The sequence below is a fragment of the Synechococcus sp. MIT S9509 genome, assembly GCF_047303035.1.
Taxonomy (GTDB): Bacteria; Cyanobacteriota; Cyanobacteriia; order PCC-6307; family Cyanobiaceae; genus Synechococcus_C.
In genome coordinates, this window is sequence record NZ_CP138940.1 from 169,640 (window position 1) to 185,674 (window position 16,035).

Here is a 16,035-nt window from a genome sequence, read left to right on the forward strand (position 1 = left end):
TGGCACTCAAGACTTGATGTCGAGCAACTCGACCTCAAAGATCAAAGTGGCGTTCGGCGGAATCACGCCGCCGGCTCCGCGCGTGCCGTAACCGAGTTCAGGCGGGATGACCAGTTTGCGCTTGCCGCCCACTTTCATGCCCTGGACACCTTCATCCCAACCCTTGATCACCTGGCCGCGTCCCAGGGGGAAGGAGAAGGGTTTGCCGCGGTCATAGCTGGCATCGAACTGTTTTCCGTTCTCCAGTGTTCCTCGGTAATGCACCACAACGGTCTGACCGGCGGTGGCCTCAGGCCCGGAGCCGACTTCAAGGTCAGTGATACGAAGTCCGCTGGCCAGAATCTGAGTTTTGTCGGCGCTCATGGGGCCTCCGAGAGCCGAGGCATCGGCTTGGTTGGAATCTGGGGCCATGGCGAAAAGGGTGGGATTGGTCTCATCGGGATCCAGTTCCATCGGACTGGATGCGGTGGTCAGACCGGCGGTCTTGACGATGGCCGGCTGCGCTGCCGGCGCTGCAGCGATCACGGTGGAGGGAGCCACGATCTGACTCACAAGAGCCACGATCAGGCAGGCCACGCAGACCGCGGAACTGATCAGAATGTCTCGCACTGGAGGTCCGTTCATTCCTGTCGATTCTGGCAGGCTCAGTCCTGTCGCTCACGCTGGCGAACCTGTTGCTCGAGTCGGTCGATACGACCGCGCAGTTCATCAAGTTCCTTCTGACTGGCCAGACCCAGATCCTGAAGCAGGTTGTCGCGGTTGCGCTCGAGATTGCGTCCCATTTGCTGCTCAAGCTCTGGAGTCTCGCCGCGCAGAGCCTTCAGGACGTCATCCACGAGTGCGGAGGCATGACTCGCGTCCAGGCGCCCACTGCTGACCCATTCCTGGGTCACATAACGCAGCCGGTCGGTCACCAGTGTTGTGGTTCCCAGGCCACGCAGCAGCAATTGCTGGAGGGGATTAGCGGTCTCCATCGAGAATCGCAGTTCAGTCTGATTTCAGGATGACGGCATCCAATGGTGCTGACCATGGGCAATGACCGATCCCTGCTGTTGCTCAGGGGCCTGAGCGGTGGTGTTCTGGCGGGACTCGGCCTCTGCTTTTCAGGCCTCTGGTGGATGGTTCCCGCCCTTGCCCTGCTGTGGTCGGTCGTGCGATCACCACTGGCAGCAGCGCTCTGGGCCTCGATGGCTGTCGGCATCAGCCATCGCTGGCTGATCGCCCTTCATCCGCTGACCTGGCTAGGGGTTCCAGCGCCCTTGAGTCTTCCGCTTGCGCTCATGGTCTGGTTGGCCTGTGTTCTTGCCGCAGCGCTGCTCGTGGGGGGATGGAGCCTGTTGGCGCGCTGGTTGCCTGGCCGTTGCGGCCTGCGGCAGGCACTGGCTCTGTCTCTGATCTGGGGCCTGAGCGAGACACTTCTCGCCAGAGGGCCTCTCTTCTGGATCGGTGTTGGCGGAAGCGTTCTGCCGGCTGATCGCTGGCTTGCAGGTCTGGCCGCCTGGTTCGGTGCCGGAGGCCTGGCAACCGTTCAGTTGTTGCTGGGCTGGTGGCTCTGGCAGATCTGGGTCGTGGTGCGTGTTGATGGAGTGCAGCGCTGGAGCCTGCTGCGCCGGGGTGTTCTGGCCCTGCTGGTGGCCCATGGCCTGGGTGCTTTGGCCTTGATGGGAGTGGCTCAAGGCCCGGGGGAGCCTGAAGCGGCATTGCCGATGGCTCTCTGGCAACCGGCGATTCCGACTCGAGAGAAATTCAGCGATCGTCGGCAGACAGAGCTGCCCCTTCGCCTGCAAAGGGCCTTGGAGAGCGCCCAACAAGCCGGTGCTCAGCTGTTGATCGCCCCTGAGGGGACGCTCCCGCTGAAGTTTGAGCGTGAACGCGAAGGGGACATTCCTCTGATCAGTGGTGGTTTCCGCTTTGTGGCGGGTCAGCAGCGCAGTTCGCTGATGCTGCTGAGCTCGGAGAAGCAGGCGCCGTCCAACAGCATCGACAAGCACCGCCTGGTGCCTGTTGGCGAATGGATGCCCACCTGGCCTGGTCTTGCCGGACTGTCGGCGGTCGGAGGCCTGCAGTCGGGTGAGCCCTCCAGGCTCTGGCAATGGGGCGGCCCACCCGCTGCAGTAGCCATCTGTTACGAGATCAGTAATGGAACGGCTCTGGCCAGAGCGGTGGCCGATGGCGCGGAATGGATTCTGGCTGCAGCCAATCTCGATCCTTATCCGCTGCTGTTGCAACAACAGTTTCTGGCACTGGCTCAACTGCGCAGCCTTGAGAACGCAAGGTCGCTCGTCTCGGTTGCGAACACAGGCCCAACCGCTCTCCTTGACGACAGAGGGGTGGTTGAGGCGGAGCTTCCCTCCATGCTGCCCGGGCTTCTGCAGGTGAGGCCGGAGCCTGCACATGGTTTGACGCTGTATGCGCTCTGGCGTGAGTGGCCGCTCTGGCTGATGCTGATGGTCGCGGTTGGTCTACTGCTCAGGGCTAGGTCTGGATCAGGCCTCCCCCCAGCACGGACTCGCCTTCGTAAAACACCGCCGCCTGGCCAGGAGTGATCGAGAACTGGGGCTCGTCGAATCTGAGTTGGCATCGATGGGGGCGTTGCCTGGCCTGATCGACATCAGTGGCTTCGATGCAGGTGAGATCGGCCATCACCGGCGCGCTGCGGTAGCGAACCTGCACTTCCACCCTGCTGCTGAATCCTGGGGGCGGTGGTGCGATCGACACCCAGTTGATCGCACCCACCTCACAGGAAGCGCGGCCTGCCTCGGCCCGGGGTGCAACCACCACACGATTCATCGCCGCGTCAAGGCGCACGACGTGCAAAGGCTCGCTCCACGCCACACCCAGTCCCTTTCTCTGACCGATGGTGAAATGTTCGATTCCATCGTGATTGCCCACAACCTTGCCGTTGCGAAGCACGATTTCCCCTTGTCGCGGCGGCAGATAGGCGTCGAGGAATGCACGCATCGAGCCGTGATGATCGGCAAGGCAGAGGTCCTGGCTTTCGGGTTTCTCCGCGGTGCGCAGCCCATGGCGACCCGCTTCCAGCCGGGTATCGGGTTTGGTGAGTTCGCCCAGAGGAAACACCACTCGGGAAAGCACCTCCTGATTGAGGTCGTAAAGGAAATAGCTCTGGTCCTTGCGGGTGTCCAGACCCCGCAAAAGCTTCCAGCGACCTGTGCGTTCATCCAGGCGTATGCGGGCGTAATGCCCTGTGGCAACACGCTCAAGTCCACGCTCCTGCCGTGCCCAGGCGAGCATCGGACCGAATTTCACCGATCGGTTGCAGCGTGAACAGGGCAAGGGCGTGATTCCAGCTTGATACCCCTCGATCAAGCCCTCCACGATTTCGCGCGCAAAGTTGTCGCGTGAATCGACGACGTGATGGGGCACGCCCAGTTGTTCGCAGATTCCTGCCGCATCCACCAGACCTTCAGAGCAACAGGCGCCTTTGCCGCTCATCAGCCAGAGCGTCAGCCCTTCCACTTCCCAGCCCGCCTCCACCAGCAGGGCAGCGGTGAGAGAACTGTCGACTCCTCCCGAGAGGCCCACCGCGGTTCGGTGCTCACCAGGCCAGGCCTGCAGGCGAGCCAGGGCCTGGGCACCGGCCGAGGTGGCGGCAATGCTGGGCGTCGCTGCCGACATGGATGGGCGGGCATGAACGGGAATCTCTTTCCATAGTGAGGTGCCATGGTCCCCGGCAGTGATCTGGCCACCCGCTGATGCCGACCATCTTCTGGTCTCCGCCGATCAAATGCTCGCTCTTGAAAGGGAGTGGCTGGCCACTGGACTGCCGGTTGCGGCCCTGATGGAAACGGTGGGTCAGCGCATGGCTGACTGGTTTCTGGCGCGTTCTGAGTTACTGGCTTCCGGCGTCTTGGTGCTGGTGGGGCCAGGCCACAACGGCGGGGACGGACTGGTGGTTGGAAGAAAGCTGCTGGAAGCCGGCGTGGATGTGCGGGTCTGGGCGCCCATGCCACCGCGTCAGCCCCTCACCCAGCAGCACTGGCGCCATCTGCTCTGGCTCGGTGCTGATGCAGTGCAGTCCCCCCCTGATCCAGCTGAACGAGGCCTGTGGATCGAGGCGCTGTTTGGTCTGGGTCAGAAGCGTCCATTGCCTGCGGATCTGGCCGATCTGCTTCAGACCAGACAGCGTGATTGCCCCGGCCGCCTGGTGAGCCTGGATCTTCCTGCTGGCCTGGATTCCGATACGGGCTGTCCGATCGAGGGACGCGCCGCCATGGCTTCGGACACGCTCTGCGTGGGATTGATCAAGCGCGGACTGGTGCAGGACGCTGCTCTGCAGCATGTGGGCCGCCTGCACCGCATCGATCCTGCGGTGCCCGTTCCGCTCACTCAGTCGCTCTCCTCACCAGCCAAGCTGCGCCTTCAGACCATTGATCTTGCTGATCTGCCGCGGCCGCCGGAGTTGCCCGCGGCGATGAAATATCAGCGTGGGCGTCTGTTGTTGATCGCTGGCAGTGAGCGCTACCGGGGTGCAGCCCACCTCGCGGTGCGTGGAGCCCTGGCGAGCGGTGCCGGCAGTGTCGAGGCCTGTCTGCCTGAAAGCGTTGCGGAGCATCTCTGGCAGCAGGCTCCGGAGGTGGTTCTGAGATCGGCTCTCCCGTCGGATCGCGAAGGATCACTGGTTTGGGGAGAAGCCTTTGAGCGGTGTGCTCTGACCCGTCTCGATGCCGTCTTGCTCGGACCTGGTCTGGGCATGGTGCAAGGGCATTGGCTGGAGTGGGCGGAATCCCTGCTGAGATTCGCCGGTCTGCTGGTGCTCGATGCCGATGGCCTCAATCAACTGGCTGCCGCTGATGACGGCTGGCGCTGGTTGCTGGAACGATCCGGCCCGACCTGGATCACGCCCCATGCCACTGAATTTGAGCGTCTGTTTCCCAATTGCTGGCATGACTCTCCACTGGACCAGGCCGCGGCCGCGGCGGATTGTTCAGGGGCTGTGGTGTTGCTGAAGGGGGCTCACAGTGTGATTGCCTCGCCTGGCGGAGACGTGAGGCAACTCACGGAAACCGACCCCGCCGTGGCACGCACGGGTCTTGGCGATCTTCTCGCCGGCCACGCTGCCGGCTGGGGATCGCGCTGCCTGGCGGCCAAGGGTGATGTCAGCTCCGAGGACCTCGCCGCATCCGTCTTGCTGCACGCCATCGCTGCTCAACAATCCTCACGAAGCAGTGATGCAAGTGCAATTTCGGATGAATTAGCGAGTCTCACGCGTTTCGTGTTGCGAACTTGATTCGAGGCTCGATTGGCGTCGTTTTTTCTACATTTTTTACACGATTCGCGGGGTTTGTGTCGTTTTCCACGCATGAATCTGAAGGGTTGCTGAAAACACATCGTTTATCGAGAAATTCATAGGACAGTCGCTGTACTACACAGATCCATCCCCATGGTCTCAGCGGCGGCAGGGGTTTCAGAAACCCAGAAACGACGAAGTAGTGATCCGATCAGCTGGTACCTCGCCACAATCGGCAGGATTCCACTTCTCACTCCCGCTGAGGAGATTGAGCTCGGTAATCAGGTTCAGCAGCTGATGCAACTCACCGAGGATGGAACGATTCCTTCCGACAGTGAAACGTTCACGGGCAAGCAAAAGAGAATTATTCGCGTTGGTCTGCGGGCAAAACAGCGCATGATGAAAGCGAATCTGCGCCTGGTTGTCAGTGTTGCCAAGAAATATCAGGGAAAAGGTCTTGAACTTCTCGATCTGATTCAGGAGGGTTCGCTCGGGCTTGAGCGAGCTGTCGAGAAATTTGACCCCACCCGTGGTTACAAGTTCTCGACGTACGCCTTCTGGTGGATCCGTCAGAGCATGACGCGTGCCATTGCCTGTCAGTCACGCACGATTCGCTTGCCGGTGCATCTGAGTGAACGTCTCACCACCATTCGCAAGGTGAGCCTGGATCTGGCCCACAAGCTTGGTGCCATGCCAAGCCGGCTGGAGATTGCTGAAGCGATGGATATGCCCGTTGCAGAGCTTGACTCTCTGCTGAGACAGGCTCTCACCACCAGCAGCCTCGATGCGCCGGTGAATGGGGAAGAGGGTCGCAGCTTCCTTGGTGACCTGATTGCTGACTCTTCACTGGGAGAGCCTCTCGACAAGATTGAGCAGCGAATCCATCACGAACAGCTCGGGCGCTGGATGAGCCATCTCAGTGAACAGGAACAGCACGTTCTCACGCTCCGTTTCGGTCTCAACGGCAATGAGCGCCACACATTGGCTGAAATCGGTCGTCTGCTCGATGTCTCCCGTGAACGTGTCCGTCAGGTGGAACTGAAGGCCTTGCGCAAACTGCGTAATCTCACCCGCCGAGTGGCACCCAGCTTCTGATTGCTCAGAGTTCAGTAGACCTTTGACTCGTTGAAACCACCGCTCGTCTACCACGAGCTTTACAGCGCTCCATTGCCAAGCAGTCATCGATTTCCGATGGCAAAGTTCCGTTTGCTCAACAGTTGTCTCAGAGAGACAGGACTGGCTTGTGACGAACAGTTGCATCGACCGCTTCCAGTGCCTCGTCGATGGCTGGAACTGGTTCATGACCGCGCTTATCACGAGGCGTTTGCGAGGGACCAGCTGGATCGCCAGGCCCAGAGACGTATCGGGCTTCCTGCCACTCCACCTCTCGTACAGCGCACATTTCTTGCCGTCGGTGGTTCGCTGCTCACAGCTCGATTAGCTCTGCAGCATGGCCTGGCCTGCCACCTCGCCGGTGGAACCCACCATGCCTTCCCTGGTTATGGCAGTGGATTCTGCATTTTCAACGATCTAGCGATCTGTGCCCGTGTGCTTCTTGAGCAGGAAGGTCTTACGCGAATCATGGTGGTGGATCTCGACGTGCATCAGGGCGATGCCACCGCGCTGATCTTTCAGCACGAGCCTCGGGTGTTCACGTTTTCAGCGCATGCCGCGTCCAATTTTCCTGCTCGCAAGCAGAACAGTGATCTGGACCTGCCGATCGCTGATGGGGTGGAGGATCAGGATTACCTCGCCTTGATCGGCGACCATCTGCCCGACCTGCTGGACAGGCTGAATCCACAGCTCGTTCTCTACAACGCCGGTGTTGACCCTCACCGGGATGACCGGCTGGGACGACTGGCATTAACGGATGTCGGGCTTCTGCAGAGGGATCACCTGGTGCTGGAGTCCTGTTTGCGTCGAAACATCCCTATTGCCACGGTGATTGGCGGTGGGTACGACGCGATGACGCCTCTTGTGAAACGACATGCGCTGGTGTTCAGGGCAGCAGCTGACCAGGCCCGGTTGCATGGGCTCTGATCAGCCTGTCATCAGTCTTCCGCCCAGATGTAACGGGTCAGTTCAGAGCCATCCGGCTCAGGTGCACTGAGGGCGAAGTCGACGCAGTCCTGCACGATGCCATCGATCTCCTTCTCAATTGCTCGCAGGTCTTCACTGCTGGTCAGCCCGGAACCGACGAGATCGCGTTCAAGGGCTTTCAGAGGATCGCGTTTGGCCCAGAACTGTTTTTCCTCTTCCGCACGCAGCTCATCCGGGTCGGCCAGTGAATGGCCCCGGAAGCGATACGTGAGGCATTCGAGCACCGTGGGGCCTTCTCCCGCCCGTGCACGTTCGACGGCCCGCTGGGCTGCGGCCCGAACAGCCAGGACGTCCATGCCGTCGACCTCTTCTCCGGCCATTCCGAAAGAACCGGCCTTGCGCCAGATCTCCGGATCGCTGGTGGCACGGTCATGGGCCATGCCGATGGCCCATTTGTTGTTCTCCACCACGAAAATGATCGGCAGCTTCCAGAGCTGGGCCATGTTCAGGCACTCGAAGAACTGCCCGTTGTTGCAGGTTCCGTCGCCGAAGAATGCCGCGGTGACGGAATTGCTGCTGGAGTCGCCCAGGGCATCCCGCTTGTAGCGGCTGGTGAAGGCTGCACCCAGGGCAACCGGAATGCCTTCCCCGATGAAGGCGAAACCGCCCAGCAGGTGGTGCTCTCTTGAAAACAGGTGCATCGAGCCTCCGCGCCCTTTGCTGCAACCGGTTTCCTTGCCGAAGAGTTCGCTCATCACCTCACGGGCAGGAACTCCGGCACTGAGGGCGTGGACGTGATCGCGGTAGGTGCTGCAGAACCAGTCGTGTTGACGCTTCATGGCGCCGATCACTCCCGTGCTCACGGCCTCCTGACCGTTGTAGAGGTGCACGAAGCCAAACATCTTGCCGCGGTAGTACATCTCCGCGCACTTGTCCTCGAAGCGTCGTCCGAGGGTCATGTCGCGGTAAAGCGCCAGTCCGGTGTCCCGGTCGACGCTGGCTCTCTGAGCTGTCACCAGGGTCGAGAGCCGTTCCGCATGTGCACCAAGCAGAGACTGTCCGTCGGTGGTGGAGGCGCTGCGCGACTCCGTGCCGATTGCGATGTCCTGACCCATGGCACCACCTGTTTGACCACCGACTTTAAGGGTCCATGGCGGATGGATGGGCAAAATCCCTGACACTGCCTACAGTCTGCTGCCAATAGCTGCAACGCTGGTGGACCTTCCCATCGACCATTTCCGTCTGCTGGGGGTTAGTCCATCGGCTGAACCTGATGCCGTGTTGCGCGCACTTCAGCTGCGTCTTGATCGTTGTCCTGCTCAGGGATTCACCCACGAGTCACTCAATCAGAGGGCTGAGCTGCTCCGGTTGTCCGCTGACCTGCTCACCGATCCGGAGCGCCGGGGGCCTTACGAAGCGATGCTGCTGGAGCTCAGCCAGGATCATCCGGGGGAGATGGCCGGTCTGGAACTCTCTTCCAATCTGGAAGTTGCTGGCCTGATGCTTCTCTGGGAGGCGCATGCGCCTCACGAGGCCTTCCAGCTGGCCCGTCAGGCCCTGCAGCCGCCTCAGGCTCCTGCTCTGGGCAGTGGCAGGGAGTCGGACCTGGCATTGCTGGCGGCTCTTGCCGCTCGAGATGCTGCAGACCAGGATCAGGAGCAGCGCCGCTACGAGTCAGCAGCCAACCTGCTTCAGGAGGGCATGCAGCTGCTGCAGCGGATGGGCAAGCTTCCGGAGAAGAGACAGGTCCTGGAAACCGATCTCTCCAGGCTCAGACCGTTCCGAATCCTCGATCTGCTCAGTCGTGATCTGGCGGAACAATCGGCACGTCAGGAGGGCTTGATGATGCTGGAGAGCTTCATCAGTGACCGGGGCGGACTCGAGGGGAGCGCGCTTGAAGGGCTGCAGACCGCTGACCTGCCCGCGGGGATGGACCAGGGTGCCTTTGAACTGTTCTTTCAGCAGATTCGTCGCTTCCTGACCGTGCAGGAACAGGTGGATCTCTACCGACGCCTGCAGGAGGCCGGCTCGGCTGATGCCTCCTTCCTGGTTGTGATGGCCCTTGCGGCTGCCGGTTTTTCCCAGCGCAAGCCCGAACGGGTTCACGACGCCCGCGCCCGACTCCAGGACCTGAATCTGGAGGGTCTCGACACCCTGCCTCTGCAGGGATGTCTTGATCTGCTTCTCGGTGATGTGGATCGGGCCGAGCGACACTTTGCAAGCAGCCCTGATCCGGCCCTGAAGACCTGGTTGTCAGCCCATCCCGGAGATGCTCTGGCAGCGCTCTGTGATTACTGCCGCACCTGGCTGGGAAGGGACGTTCTACCTGGGTATCGGGATGTCGATGCTCAAGCCATCGATCTTGAGGCCTGGTTCGCCGATCGCGATGTTCAGGCCTATGTCGAGAGGTTGGAGCGTCAGGAGCAGCCCGGGGACTGGTCCCTGGATGACTTGCCGTCTCTGACCGTGGATCCCGACGGAACACTGCCGTTGCCGCTGCCCACGGTGGAGTCCGGGTCCAGGCGCGATGAACCGGAGCACGACGACGATGTTGAGGCAGCCTCCGGTTTTGCATGGCCGGCGCTGCCTCGTCCCTCGCTTCCGTCCATGCCGCAGCTGCGATGGCCTGAGATGCAATGGCCTGATCTGCCCCAACCCAGCCGTTCCACTTGGATCGGGTCCGGGGTGTTTCTCGCTGTGGTGGTGGTGATCGGCGTCTTCAGTGTCGTCGGTCTTCGTCGTGAAGCCGAACAGCCCCAGCTGGCTGGTGAGCCATCGATCGATGCTCCGGCGAAACAGCCTGCTGCAGAAACGCTGCAGCAGGGATCAGAGCAGGATTCCACAGAGGACTCAACGGAAACTGCGGCTGTAGATGCAGTGCCTGAACCCGTACAGGAGCCTGATCCGGAGCCCGTTGCCGCCACTGCGTCGGAAGCAGATCCGGTGCTTCGTTCTGAAAGTCCCTCCGAAGCTCAGCTGGAAGCTCTGCTTCAGGCCTGGCTGGATCGCAAAGCCTCTGTTCTGGGCGGAAAGGGCACCGCAGATGAACAACTTCAGCCCATCGCCCGGGCCGGTCTGATCCAGCAGGTGGGTCTGCAGAGAGCTGACGATCAGTCAGCGGGGCTGACCCAAAAGGTTGAAGCCTCAGTGGATTTCATGAGGGTGATCAGCCGTACGCCGAATCGCATCGAGCTGCGTGCCGATGTGGATTACAGCGACGAGACGGTCAATGCTGCTGGAACGGTGGTGAACAGCACCGCGCCACAGTCGATCAAGGTGAAGTACATCCTCGGCAGGGATGAGGACGGCTGGCGTCTGCAGGCCTATGCACCGGTCTGATCGACCGATCAGCGTTGCGGAGATCCGGATTGCACCTCCAGTCCCTGCCACTTTTACGATCAGTGGATTGAAACTGATGCCCGGCCGATGTTCGATGAGCTGTCAGCCCGCTTTGAAGACGCGGTCAAGGGGCTGAGAGGCCAGGATCAGATCAGCGACACCAATGTGGACGGCGCGCTCAAGGATGTGCGCCGGGCTCTGCTGGAAGCGGACGTAAGTCTGCCGGTTGTCAAGGATTTTGTCGCCGAGGTGCGCGAAAAGGCCGTAGGCGCGGAGGTGGTGCGCGGGGTCAGTCCAGACCAGAAGTTCATTCAGGTGGTGCATGACCAGCTGGTGGAGGTGATGGGTGGTGACAACGCTCCTCTTGCGCAGGCGGAGCAGGCTCCCACGGTGGTGCTGATGGCGGGTCTGCAGGGCGCAGGCAAGACCACTGCGACGGCCAAGCTCGGACTCCACCTCAAGGACCAGGGCAGGCGTGCGCTGATGGTCGGTGCTGATGTGTACCGTCCCGCCGCCATCGATCAGCTGAAAACGCTCGGCGCACAGATCGGAGTTGAGGTGTTCAGTCTTGGTGCTGATGCCAAACCCGAAGACATCGCGGCGGCAGGTCTTGCCAAGGCCAGGCAGGAAGGCTTCGACACGCTGCTGGTCGACACCGCCGGTCGCCTTCAGATCGACACCGACATGATGGAGGAGATGGTGCGGATCCGCACCGCCGTGCAGCCGGATGAAGTGCTGCTCGTCGTCGATTCGATGATCGGTCAGGAAGCGGCTGATCTCACCCGGGCCTTCCACGACCAGGTGGGGATCACCGGAGCGGTGCTGACCAAGCTCGACGGTGATTCCCGCGGCGGTGCCGCTCTTTCGATCCGCAAGGTGAGCGGGCAACCGATCAAGTTCATCGGTACGGGAGAAAAGGTGGAGGCCCTGCAGCCTTTCCATCCCGAACGGATGGCCAGTCGCATCCTCGGTATGGGGGATGTGCTCACCCTTGTGGAGAAAGCTCAGAAGGAGGTGGAGCTCGCTGACGTCGAGCAGATGCAGAAAAAGCTGCAGGAGGCCACGTTTGATTTCTCGGATTTCGTGAAGCAGATGCGCCTGATCAAGCGCATGGGATCGCTTGGCGGATTGATGAAGATGATCCCGGGCATGAACAAGATCGATGACGGCATGCTCAAGCAGGGGGAGCAGCAGCTCAAGAAGATCGAAGCGATGATCGGTTCGATGACGCAGCAGGAGAGGGAGAATCCCGACCTGCTTGCCGGCGAGCCTTCCCGTCGACGCCGCATCGCCCGTGGCAGCGGCCATCAGCCCGCCGACGTCGACAAAGTGCTGGCCGACTTTCAGAAGATGCGCGGTTTCATGCAGCAGATGTCTCAGGGCCAGATGCCAGGTATGGGCGGCATGCCGGGGATGGGCGGATTCCCTGGAATGGGTGGAGGCGGAATGCCGGGGATGCCAGGTGGCATGCCGGCCGGTCGTGGCGGTGGACCGCCTCGCCGACAGCGCCCGGTCAAGAAGAAGAAGGGCTTCGGCGATCTCTGACCGGCGGCAGGTTAAGTTGGTCCTTTGGCGCGACTTTCAGCTGCGCCGAACAGTTCAAACCCACAGCCAGCGCCACGATGATCAAGCTCCGCCTGAAGCGGTTCGGTAAGAAGCGGGAAGCCAGCTTCCGCCTCGTGGCCTGCAACAGCACCTCGCGACGTGACGGCCGTCCTCTTCAGGAGCTGGGGTACTACAACCCTCGCACCAAGGAGACCCGCCTTGATGCCGAAGCTCTGCGTGAACGTCTGAGCCAGGGAGCTCAACCCACCGACGTCGTTCGCACCTTGCTTGAAAAGGGCGGCCTGATTGAGAAGAAGATCCGACCTGCAGAAGTGGTCGGCAAGGCCAAACAGGCTCTCAAGCGCGAAGCCGACGCCAAACAGGCAGCCAAGGATGCTGCAGAGGCCAAAGCTGCCTCTGCGCAGACAGCGGGTGATGAAGCCGCCGGTGCGGAAGGCTGATTGACAGCATGTCCGAAGCAACCTCACCTGGTCGCTTCGTCTTCGATCTGCCGCATGCCGAAGCCGCCCTTGCTCTAGCGGGTGGCCCTTCTTCAGCAACCCTGCGACAACTGGAGGCTTTGACAGGCACCAAGCTTGTTCTGCGTGGATTGCAGCTCGAGATCAGCGGCCGGCCAAATCAGCTGGAGCGCACCGCCGCTGTCGTTGAGCTGCTTCGCAAGTTCTGGCAGGAGGGTGAATCGATTTCACCGGTGGACCTGCAGTCGGCGCTCCAGGCACTGGACACCGGTCGCAATCAAGAACATGAGGCCATGGGCCAGCAGGTGCTGGCGCGCAATCAGCGCGGCAGTCTGCTTCGTCCACGCACCTTGCGCCAGAAGGCGTATGTGGAGTCGATGGAGCGGCATGACCTCACCTTCGCGCTGGGTCCAGCCGGCACCGGTAAAACCTTTCTGGCAACAGTTCTCGCCGTCCGCATGCTCACCGAGCGCAGGGTGGAGCGGCTGGTGTTGACCAGGCCGGCAGTGGAAGCTGGCGAACGTCTGGGGTTTCTGCCCGGTGATCTTCAGCAGAAAGTGGATCCCTATTTGCGTCCGCTCTACGACGCTCTGCACATGCTGCTCGGACAGGAGAAAACAGCAGCATTGCTGGAAAAAGGGGTGATTGAGGTGGCCCCCCTGGCCTACATGCGCGGCAGAACCCTGGCGGAATCCTTTGTGATCCTCGATGAGGCACAGAACACCACGCCTGCCCAGATGCGCATGGTGCTGACCCGTCTCGGGGAGCGTTCCCGCATGGTGGTGACTGGAGACATCACCCAGGTGGATCTACCACCAGGCCAGCTCAGCGGTCTGGTGGAAGCTTCAGAGGTGCTGGATGGGGTTGAGGGTGTGGCCGTATGCCGTCTCACATCGGCTGATGTGGTCCGTCATCCGCTGGTGCAGCGAGTGGTGGATGCCTACGCACGGCGAGACAAGAGCCATCCCCGTCGGGAGGCAAGACCGATGCGGCGTTCGATGGGGAGATCCGCACCGGGCTGAAAACCACAACCTGGTTGAAACTGGCAAGATATGGACAGTGATCTGGGGTGATATGCCAGCCAGCAGCAATTTCCAAAACGCCATCCGCGAGGCCCAGTCCAGTGCGCTGATTGGCCCCAATGTGGTCAATAAAGCACTCCCTTATGTGGGTGGTGGCATGGTGTTGACCGCTCTGGGGGTCCTCGGTGGTCTCTCAATGCAGCCCATGCCCGCCATCGGTCAGGCGGGCAGCCCTCTGTTCTTCCCTCTGTTTATTGCTGCCTTCATTGGGGAGATTGTTCTTTTCTTCCTGGCAAGTAGCGCCGCCAATAACGCCAACAACGCCAAGGCTCTGCCGCTGCTTTCGGCCTTCAGTCTGCTTACCGGCTTCACACTCAGCGGAATTGTTGGGCTCGCTTATCAGGTTGCGGGCATGGGTTCGATTGCGACGGCTGTCATCGCGACAGGGTTGACCTTTGTGATCGCCTCGGTTGTCGGCAAAAACATGAGTGACAGCGTGGGTCAGGCCCTGTCCGGAGTTGTTGGTCTTGGCCTCATCGGCTTGATCATTGCCATGGTGGTGCAATTCATCGGTGGATTCTTCGCACCGGCGATGTTCCAGCAGGGCACTTTTGAATTGATGATTGCCGGCTTTGGAACGGTCCTTTTCGTGGGAATGGCCTTCGTTGACTTCTACACGATGCCTCGCACCTACCGGGATGATCAGTATCTGGCAGGCGCTCTGGGGATGTATCTCACCTACATCAATCTCTTCGTGTTCATTCTGCGTTTGATCATTGCCATTCAGGGTGGTGATCGACGCGACTGATTCAGAGCCTTTGAATTAATTACAGAGAAACCCCGGCAACAACCGGGGTTTTTTGATGTCCGATATCTCAGGGTGTGACATTCACCGGACAACAACAGAATCTTTCGCTGAATTGAGATCATTGATGTTCTCCTACGGGCATGCAACATCGCACTGAAGCCGATCAACAGCGGGTTTTCACGATCCTGAGCATTGCGATCAGCGCGGCCCTGGGTGGCTTCCTGTTCGGCTACGACACGGCCGTGATCAACGGTGCGGTCTCATCCATTGAGGCAACGTTTCAGATCTCGGCGTCAGTGCTGGGATTCACCGTGTCATCGGCCCTGCTGGGGTCTGCGGCCGGAGCGATCGGGGCAGGATGGCTGGCGGACCGCATCGGGCGTCGACCCAGCATGCTGCTGGCAGCCGTGCTGTTTCTTCTCAGTTCAGTCGGTTCGGCTCTGGCACCGAACTTGATGGACCTTGTGGTCTGGCGTGTGCTCGGTGGAGTGGCCGTGGGCTTCGCCAGTGTGCTCGCTCCGGCCTACATCGCTGAAATCTCTCCAGCGTCGATGCGAGGGCGCACCGGATCTCTCCAGCAGCTGGCGATTGTGCTGGGGATTTTTCTCTCACTGCTGTTCAACTATCTGATTGTCCTGGCCACTCCCGATCAGGACCCCATGTCTCAGCTGGGTCCGATGGCGGCCTGGCGCTGGATGTTGATGGCTGAGGTGGTTCCTGCTCTGTTGTATGGATTTCTCGTGTTGCGGATTCCCGAAAGTCCTCGCTATCTGGTGCGGATCGGTGATCTGGATCAGGCGAGAACGGTGATCTCTCGCACGATCGGTGAATCACCCGAGACCGTGATCGACCGCATTCAGACCAGCCAGGGAGAGGGCGGCGGTGGCTCGATCAGGGAACTGTTCAGCCGCCGATCCGGTCTGTTACCGATCGTGTGGACTGGTGTCCTGCTGGCGATCTTCCAGCAGCTGGTTGGCATCAATGTGATCTTCTACTACTCCAGTGATCTGTGGCAGTCGGTTGGTTTCAGCACCACCGACAGCCTCAGCGTCAGCGTGATCACGGCGGTGACCAATGTGGTGACCACGTTTCTGGCCATCGCCACCATCGACCGCCTCGGGCGAAGGCCACTGCTGCTGCTTGGTTCGGTGGTGATGACGATCAGCCTGGGGCTGATGAGCTCGACGTTCTCCGGAGCCCCGGTGGTGGCTGGCATGCCTCAGTTGACCGGAGTCTCCTCCTGGCTCGCGCTCATTGCAGCGAATGTGTTCGTGTTTGCCTTTGGGTTCTCCTGGGGACCTGTGATGTGGGTCCTGCTCGGTGAGATGTTCAACAACCGCATCAGGGCGATCGCGCTGGGATTGTCGGCCACGGTGAACTGGCTCGCGAACTTCCTGATCTCCACCACCTTCCCGATGTTGCTGAAGTCTTCAGGACCAGCTCTCGCCTACGGCCTCTATGCCACAGCGGCTGCCATCTCCTTCTTCTTCGTGCTGTTCCTGGTCAGGGAGACGCGAGGCAAGGAGCTGGAGGAGATGGCTTGAAGCGTTG

The 16,035-nt window shown here is 60.8% G+C and carries 14 protein-coding genes; 10 read left to right on the forward strand and 4 right to left on the reverse strand.

The window, feature by feature from the left end; genetic code table 11:
* Nucleotides 1-6 precede the first annotated feature (6 nt).
* Both SIB73_RS00935 and SIB73_RS00940 read right to left on the reverse strand, forming a co-directional pair.
* Entirely contained in the window at nt 7-609 is a 603-nt protein-coding gene (locus SIB73_RS00935; protein ID WP_413406540.1) for an FKBP-type peptidyl-prolyl cis-trans isomerase, read from the reverse strand.
* Between the two features lie 35 nt (nt 610-644).
* A complete protein-coding gene (locus tag SIB73_RS00940; RefSeq protein WP_413403641.1) occupies nt 645-974 on the reverse strand; it encodes a phasin family protein in 330 nt (109 codons plus the stop codon).
* A gap of 54 nt (nt 975-1,028) precedes the next feature.
* Between SIB73_RS00940 and SIB73_RS00945 the strand changes: the two genes are divergently transcribed.
* A complete protein-coding gene (locus SIB73_RS00945) occupies nt 1,029-2,546 on the forward strand; it encodes an apolipoprotein N-acyltransferase (RefSeq protein WP_413406538.1) in 1,518 nt (505 codons plus the stop codon).
* Here SIB73_RS00945 and mnmA read toward each other — a convergent pair.
* Nucleotides 2,476-3,639, reverse strand: a complete 1,164-nt coding sequence (gene mnmA, locus SIB73_RS00950; protein WP_413403640.1) for a tRNA 2-thiouridine(34) synthase MnmA — start codon at nt 3,637-3,639, stop codon at nt 2,476-2,478. The genes SIB73_RS00945 and mnmA overlap by 71 nt on opposite strands.
* Nucleotides 3,640-3,679: 40 nt before the next feature.
* On the opposite strand from mnmA, the gene SIB73_RS00955 reads away from it, so the two are divergent.
* From SIB73_RS00955 to SIB73_RS00965, 3 genes are all read left to right on the forward strand, one after another.
* On the forward strand, nt 3,680-5,251 hold the full coding sequence (locus SIB73_RS00955) for an NAD(P)H-hydrate dehydratase (RefSeq protein ID WP_413403639.1): 1,572 nt from the start codon (nt 3,680-3,682) through the stop codon (nt 5,249-5,251).
* A gap of 153 nt (nt 5,252-5,404) precedes the next feature.
* Complete coding sequence (locus tag SIB73_RS00960) at nt 5,405-6,346, forward strand: RpoD/SigA family RNA polymerase sigma factor (protein ID WP_413403638.1); 942 nt, start codon at nt 5,405-5,407, stop codon at nt 6,344-6,346.
* Nucleotides 6,347-6,376: 30 nt separating this feature from the next.
* Complete coding sequence (locus SIB73_RS00965; RefSeq protein ID WP_413403637.1) at nt 6,377-7,291, forward strand: histone deacetylase; 915 nt, start codon at nt 6,377-6,379, stop codon at nt 7,289-7,291.
* 11 nt (nt 7,292-7,302) lie between these two features.
* Here SIB73_RS00965 and pdhA read toward each other — a convergent pair whose 3' ends face one another.
* Nucleotides 7,303-8,406 carry a pyruvate dehydrogenase (acetyl-transferring) E1 component subunit alpha gene (pdhA, locus tag SIB73_RS00970; protein WP_413403636.1) on the reverse strand — a complete coding sequence of 368 codons (1,104 nt, stop codon included), beginning with the start codon at nt 8,404-8,406 and terminating at the stop codon, nt 7,303-7,305.
* 46 nt (nt 8,407-8,452) lie between these two features.
* Between pdhA and SIB73_RS00975 the strand changes: the two genes are divergently transcribed.
* The 6 genes from SIB73_RS00975 to SIB73_RS01000 all read left to right on the forward strand — a co-directional run bounded on the left by SIB73_RS00975 (nt 8,453) and on the right by SIB73_RS01000 (nt 16,028).
* The gene (locus SIB73_RS00975; RefSeq protein WP_413403635.1) at nt 8,453-10,630 is read left to right on the forward strand and encodes an IMS domain-containing protein; all 2,178 of its coding nucleotides are present in this window, start codon (nt 8,453-8,455) and stop codon (nt 10,628-10,630) included.
* Between the two features lie 87 nt (nt 10,631-10,717).
* Complete coding sequence (gene ffh / locus SIB73_RS00980) at nt 10,718-12,175, forward strand: signal recognition particle protein (protein ID WP_413403634.1); 1,458 nt, start codon at nt 10,718-10,720, stop codon at nt 12,173-12,175.
* A gap of 77 nt (nt 12,176-12,252) precedes the next feature.
* A complete protein-coding gene (rpsP, locus tag SIB73_RS00985; RefSeq protein WP_413403633.1) occupies nt 12,253-12,636 on the forward strand; it encodes a 30S ribosomal protein S16 in 384 nt (127 codons plus the stop codon).
* Between the two features lie 8 nt (nt 12,637-12,644).
* Nucleotides 12,645-13,676 carry a PhoH family protein gene (locus SIB73_RS00990; protein WP_413403632.1) on the forward strand — a complete coding sequence of 344 codons (1,032 nt, stop codon included), beginning with the start codon at nt 12,645-12,647 and terminating at the stop codon, nt 13,674-13,676.
* A 52-nt stretch (nt 13,677-13,728) separates the two neighbouring features.
* Nucleotides 13,729-14,484 carry a Bax inhibitor-1 family protein gene (locus tag SIB73_RS00995; RefSeq protein ID WP_413403631.1) on the forward strand — a complete coding sequence of 252 codons (756 nt, stop codon included), beginning with the start codon at nt 13,729-13,731 and terminating at the stop codon, nt 14,482-14,484.
* Nucleotides 14,485-14,624: 140 nt separating this feature from the next.
* A complete protein-coding gene (locus tag SIB73_RS01000) occupies nt 14,625-16,028 on the forward strand; it encodes a sugar porter family MFS transporter (RefSeq protein WP_413403630.1) in 1,404 nt (467 codons plus the stop codon).
* The last annotated feature ends 7 nt before the right edge of the window (nt 16,029-16,035 follow it).

Bases quoted from the DNA above. Each gene is read 5' to 3' on its own strand.
- SIB73_RS01000 (WP_413403630.1), top strand. From the start codon at position 14,625: ATGCAACATCGCACTGAAGCCGATCAACAGCGGGTTTTCACGATCCTG.
- SIB73_RS00975 (WP_413403635.1), top strand. From the start codon at position 8,453: ATGGGCAAAATCCCTGACACTGCCTACAGTCTGCTGCCAATAGCTGCA.
- SIB73_RS00945 (WP_413406538.1), top strand. From the start codon at position 1,029: ATGGGCAATGACCGATCCCTGCTGTTGCTCAGGGGCCTGAGCGGTGGT.
- SIB73_RS00990 (WP_413403632.1), top strand. From the start codon at position 12,645: ATGTCCGAAGCAACCTCACCTGGTCGCTTCGTCTTCGATCTGCCGCAT.
- rpsP (WP_413403633.1), top strand. From the start codon at position 12,253: ATGATCAAGCTCCGCCTGAAGCGGTTCGGTAAGAAGCGGGAAGCCAGC.
- SIB73_RS00960 (WP_413403638.1), top strand. From the start codon at position 5,405: ATGGTCTCAGCGGCGGCAGGGGTTTCAGAAACCCAGAAACGACGAAGT.
- pdhA (WP_413403636.1), bottom strand. From the start codon at position 8,406: ATGGGTCAGGACATCGCAATCGGCACGGAGTCGCGCAGCGCCTCCACC.
- ffh (WP_413403634.1), top strand. From the start codon at position 10,718: ATGTTCGATGAGCTGTCAGCCCGCTTTGAAGACGCGGTCAAGGGGCTG.
- SIB73_RS00940 (WP_413403641.1), bottom strand. From the start codon at position 974: ATGGAGACCGCTAATCCCCTCCAGCAATTGCTGCTGCGTGGCCTGGGA.
- mnmA (WP_413403640.1), bottom strand. From the start codon at position 3,639: ATGTCGGCAGCGACGCCCAGCATTGCCGCCACCTCGGCCGGTGCCCAG.
- SIB73_RS00995 (WP_413403631.1), top strand. From the start codon at position 13,729: ATGCCAGCCAGCAGCAATTTCCAAAACGCCATCCGCGAGGCCCAGTCC.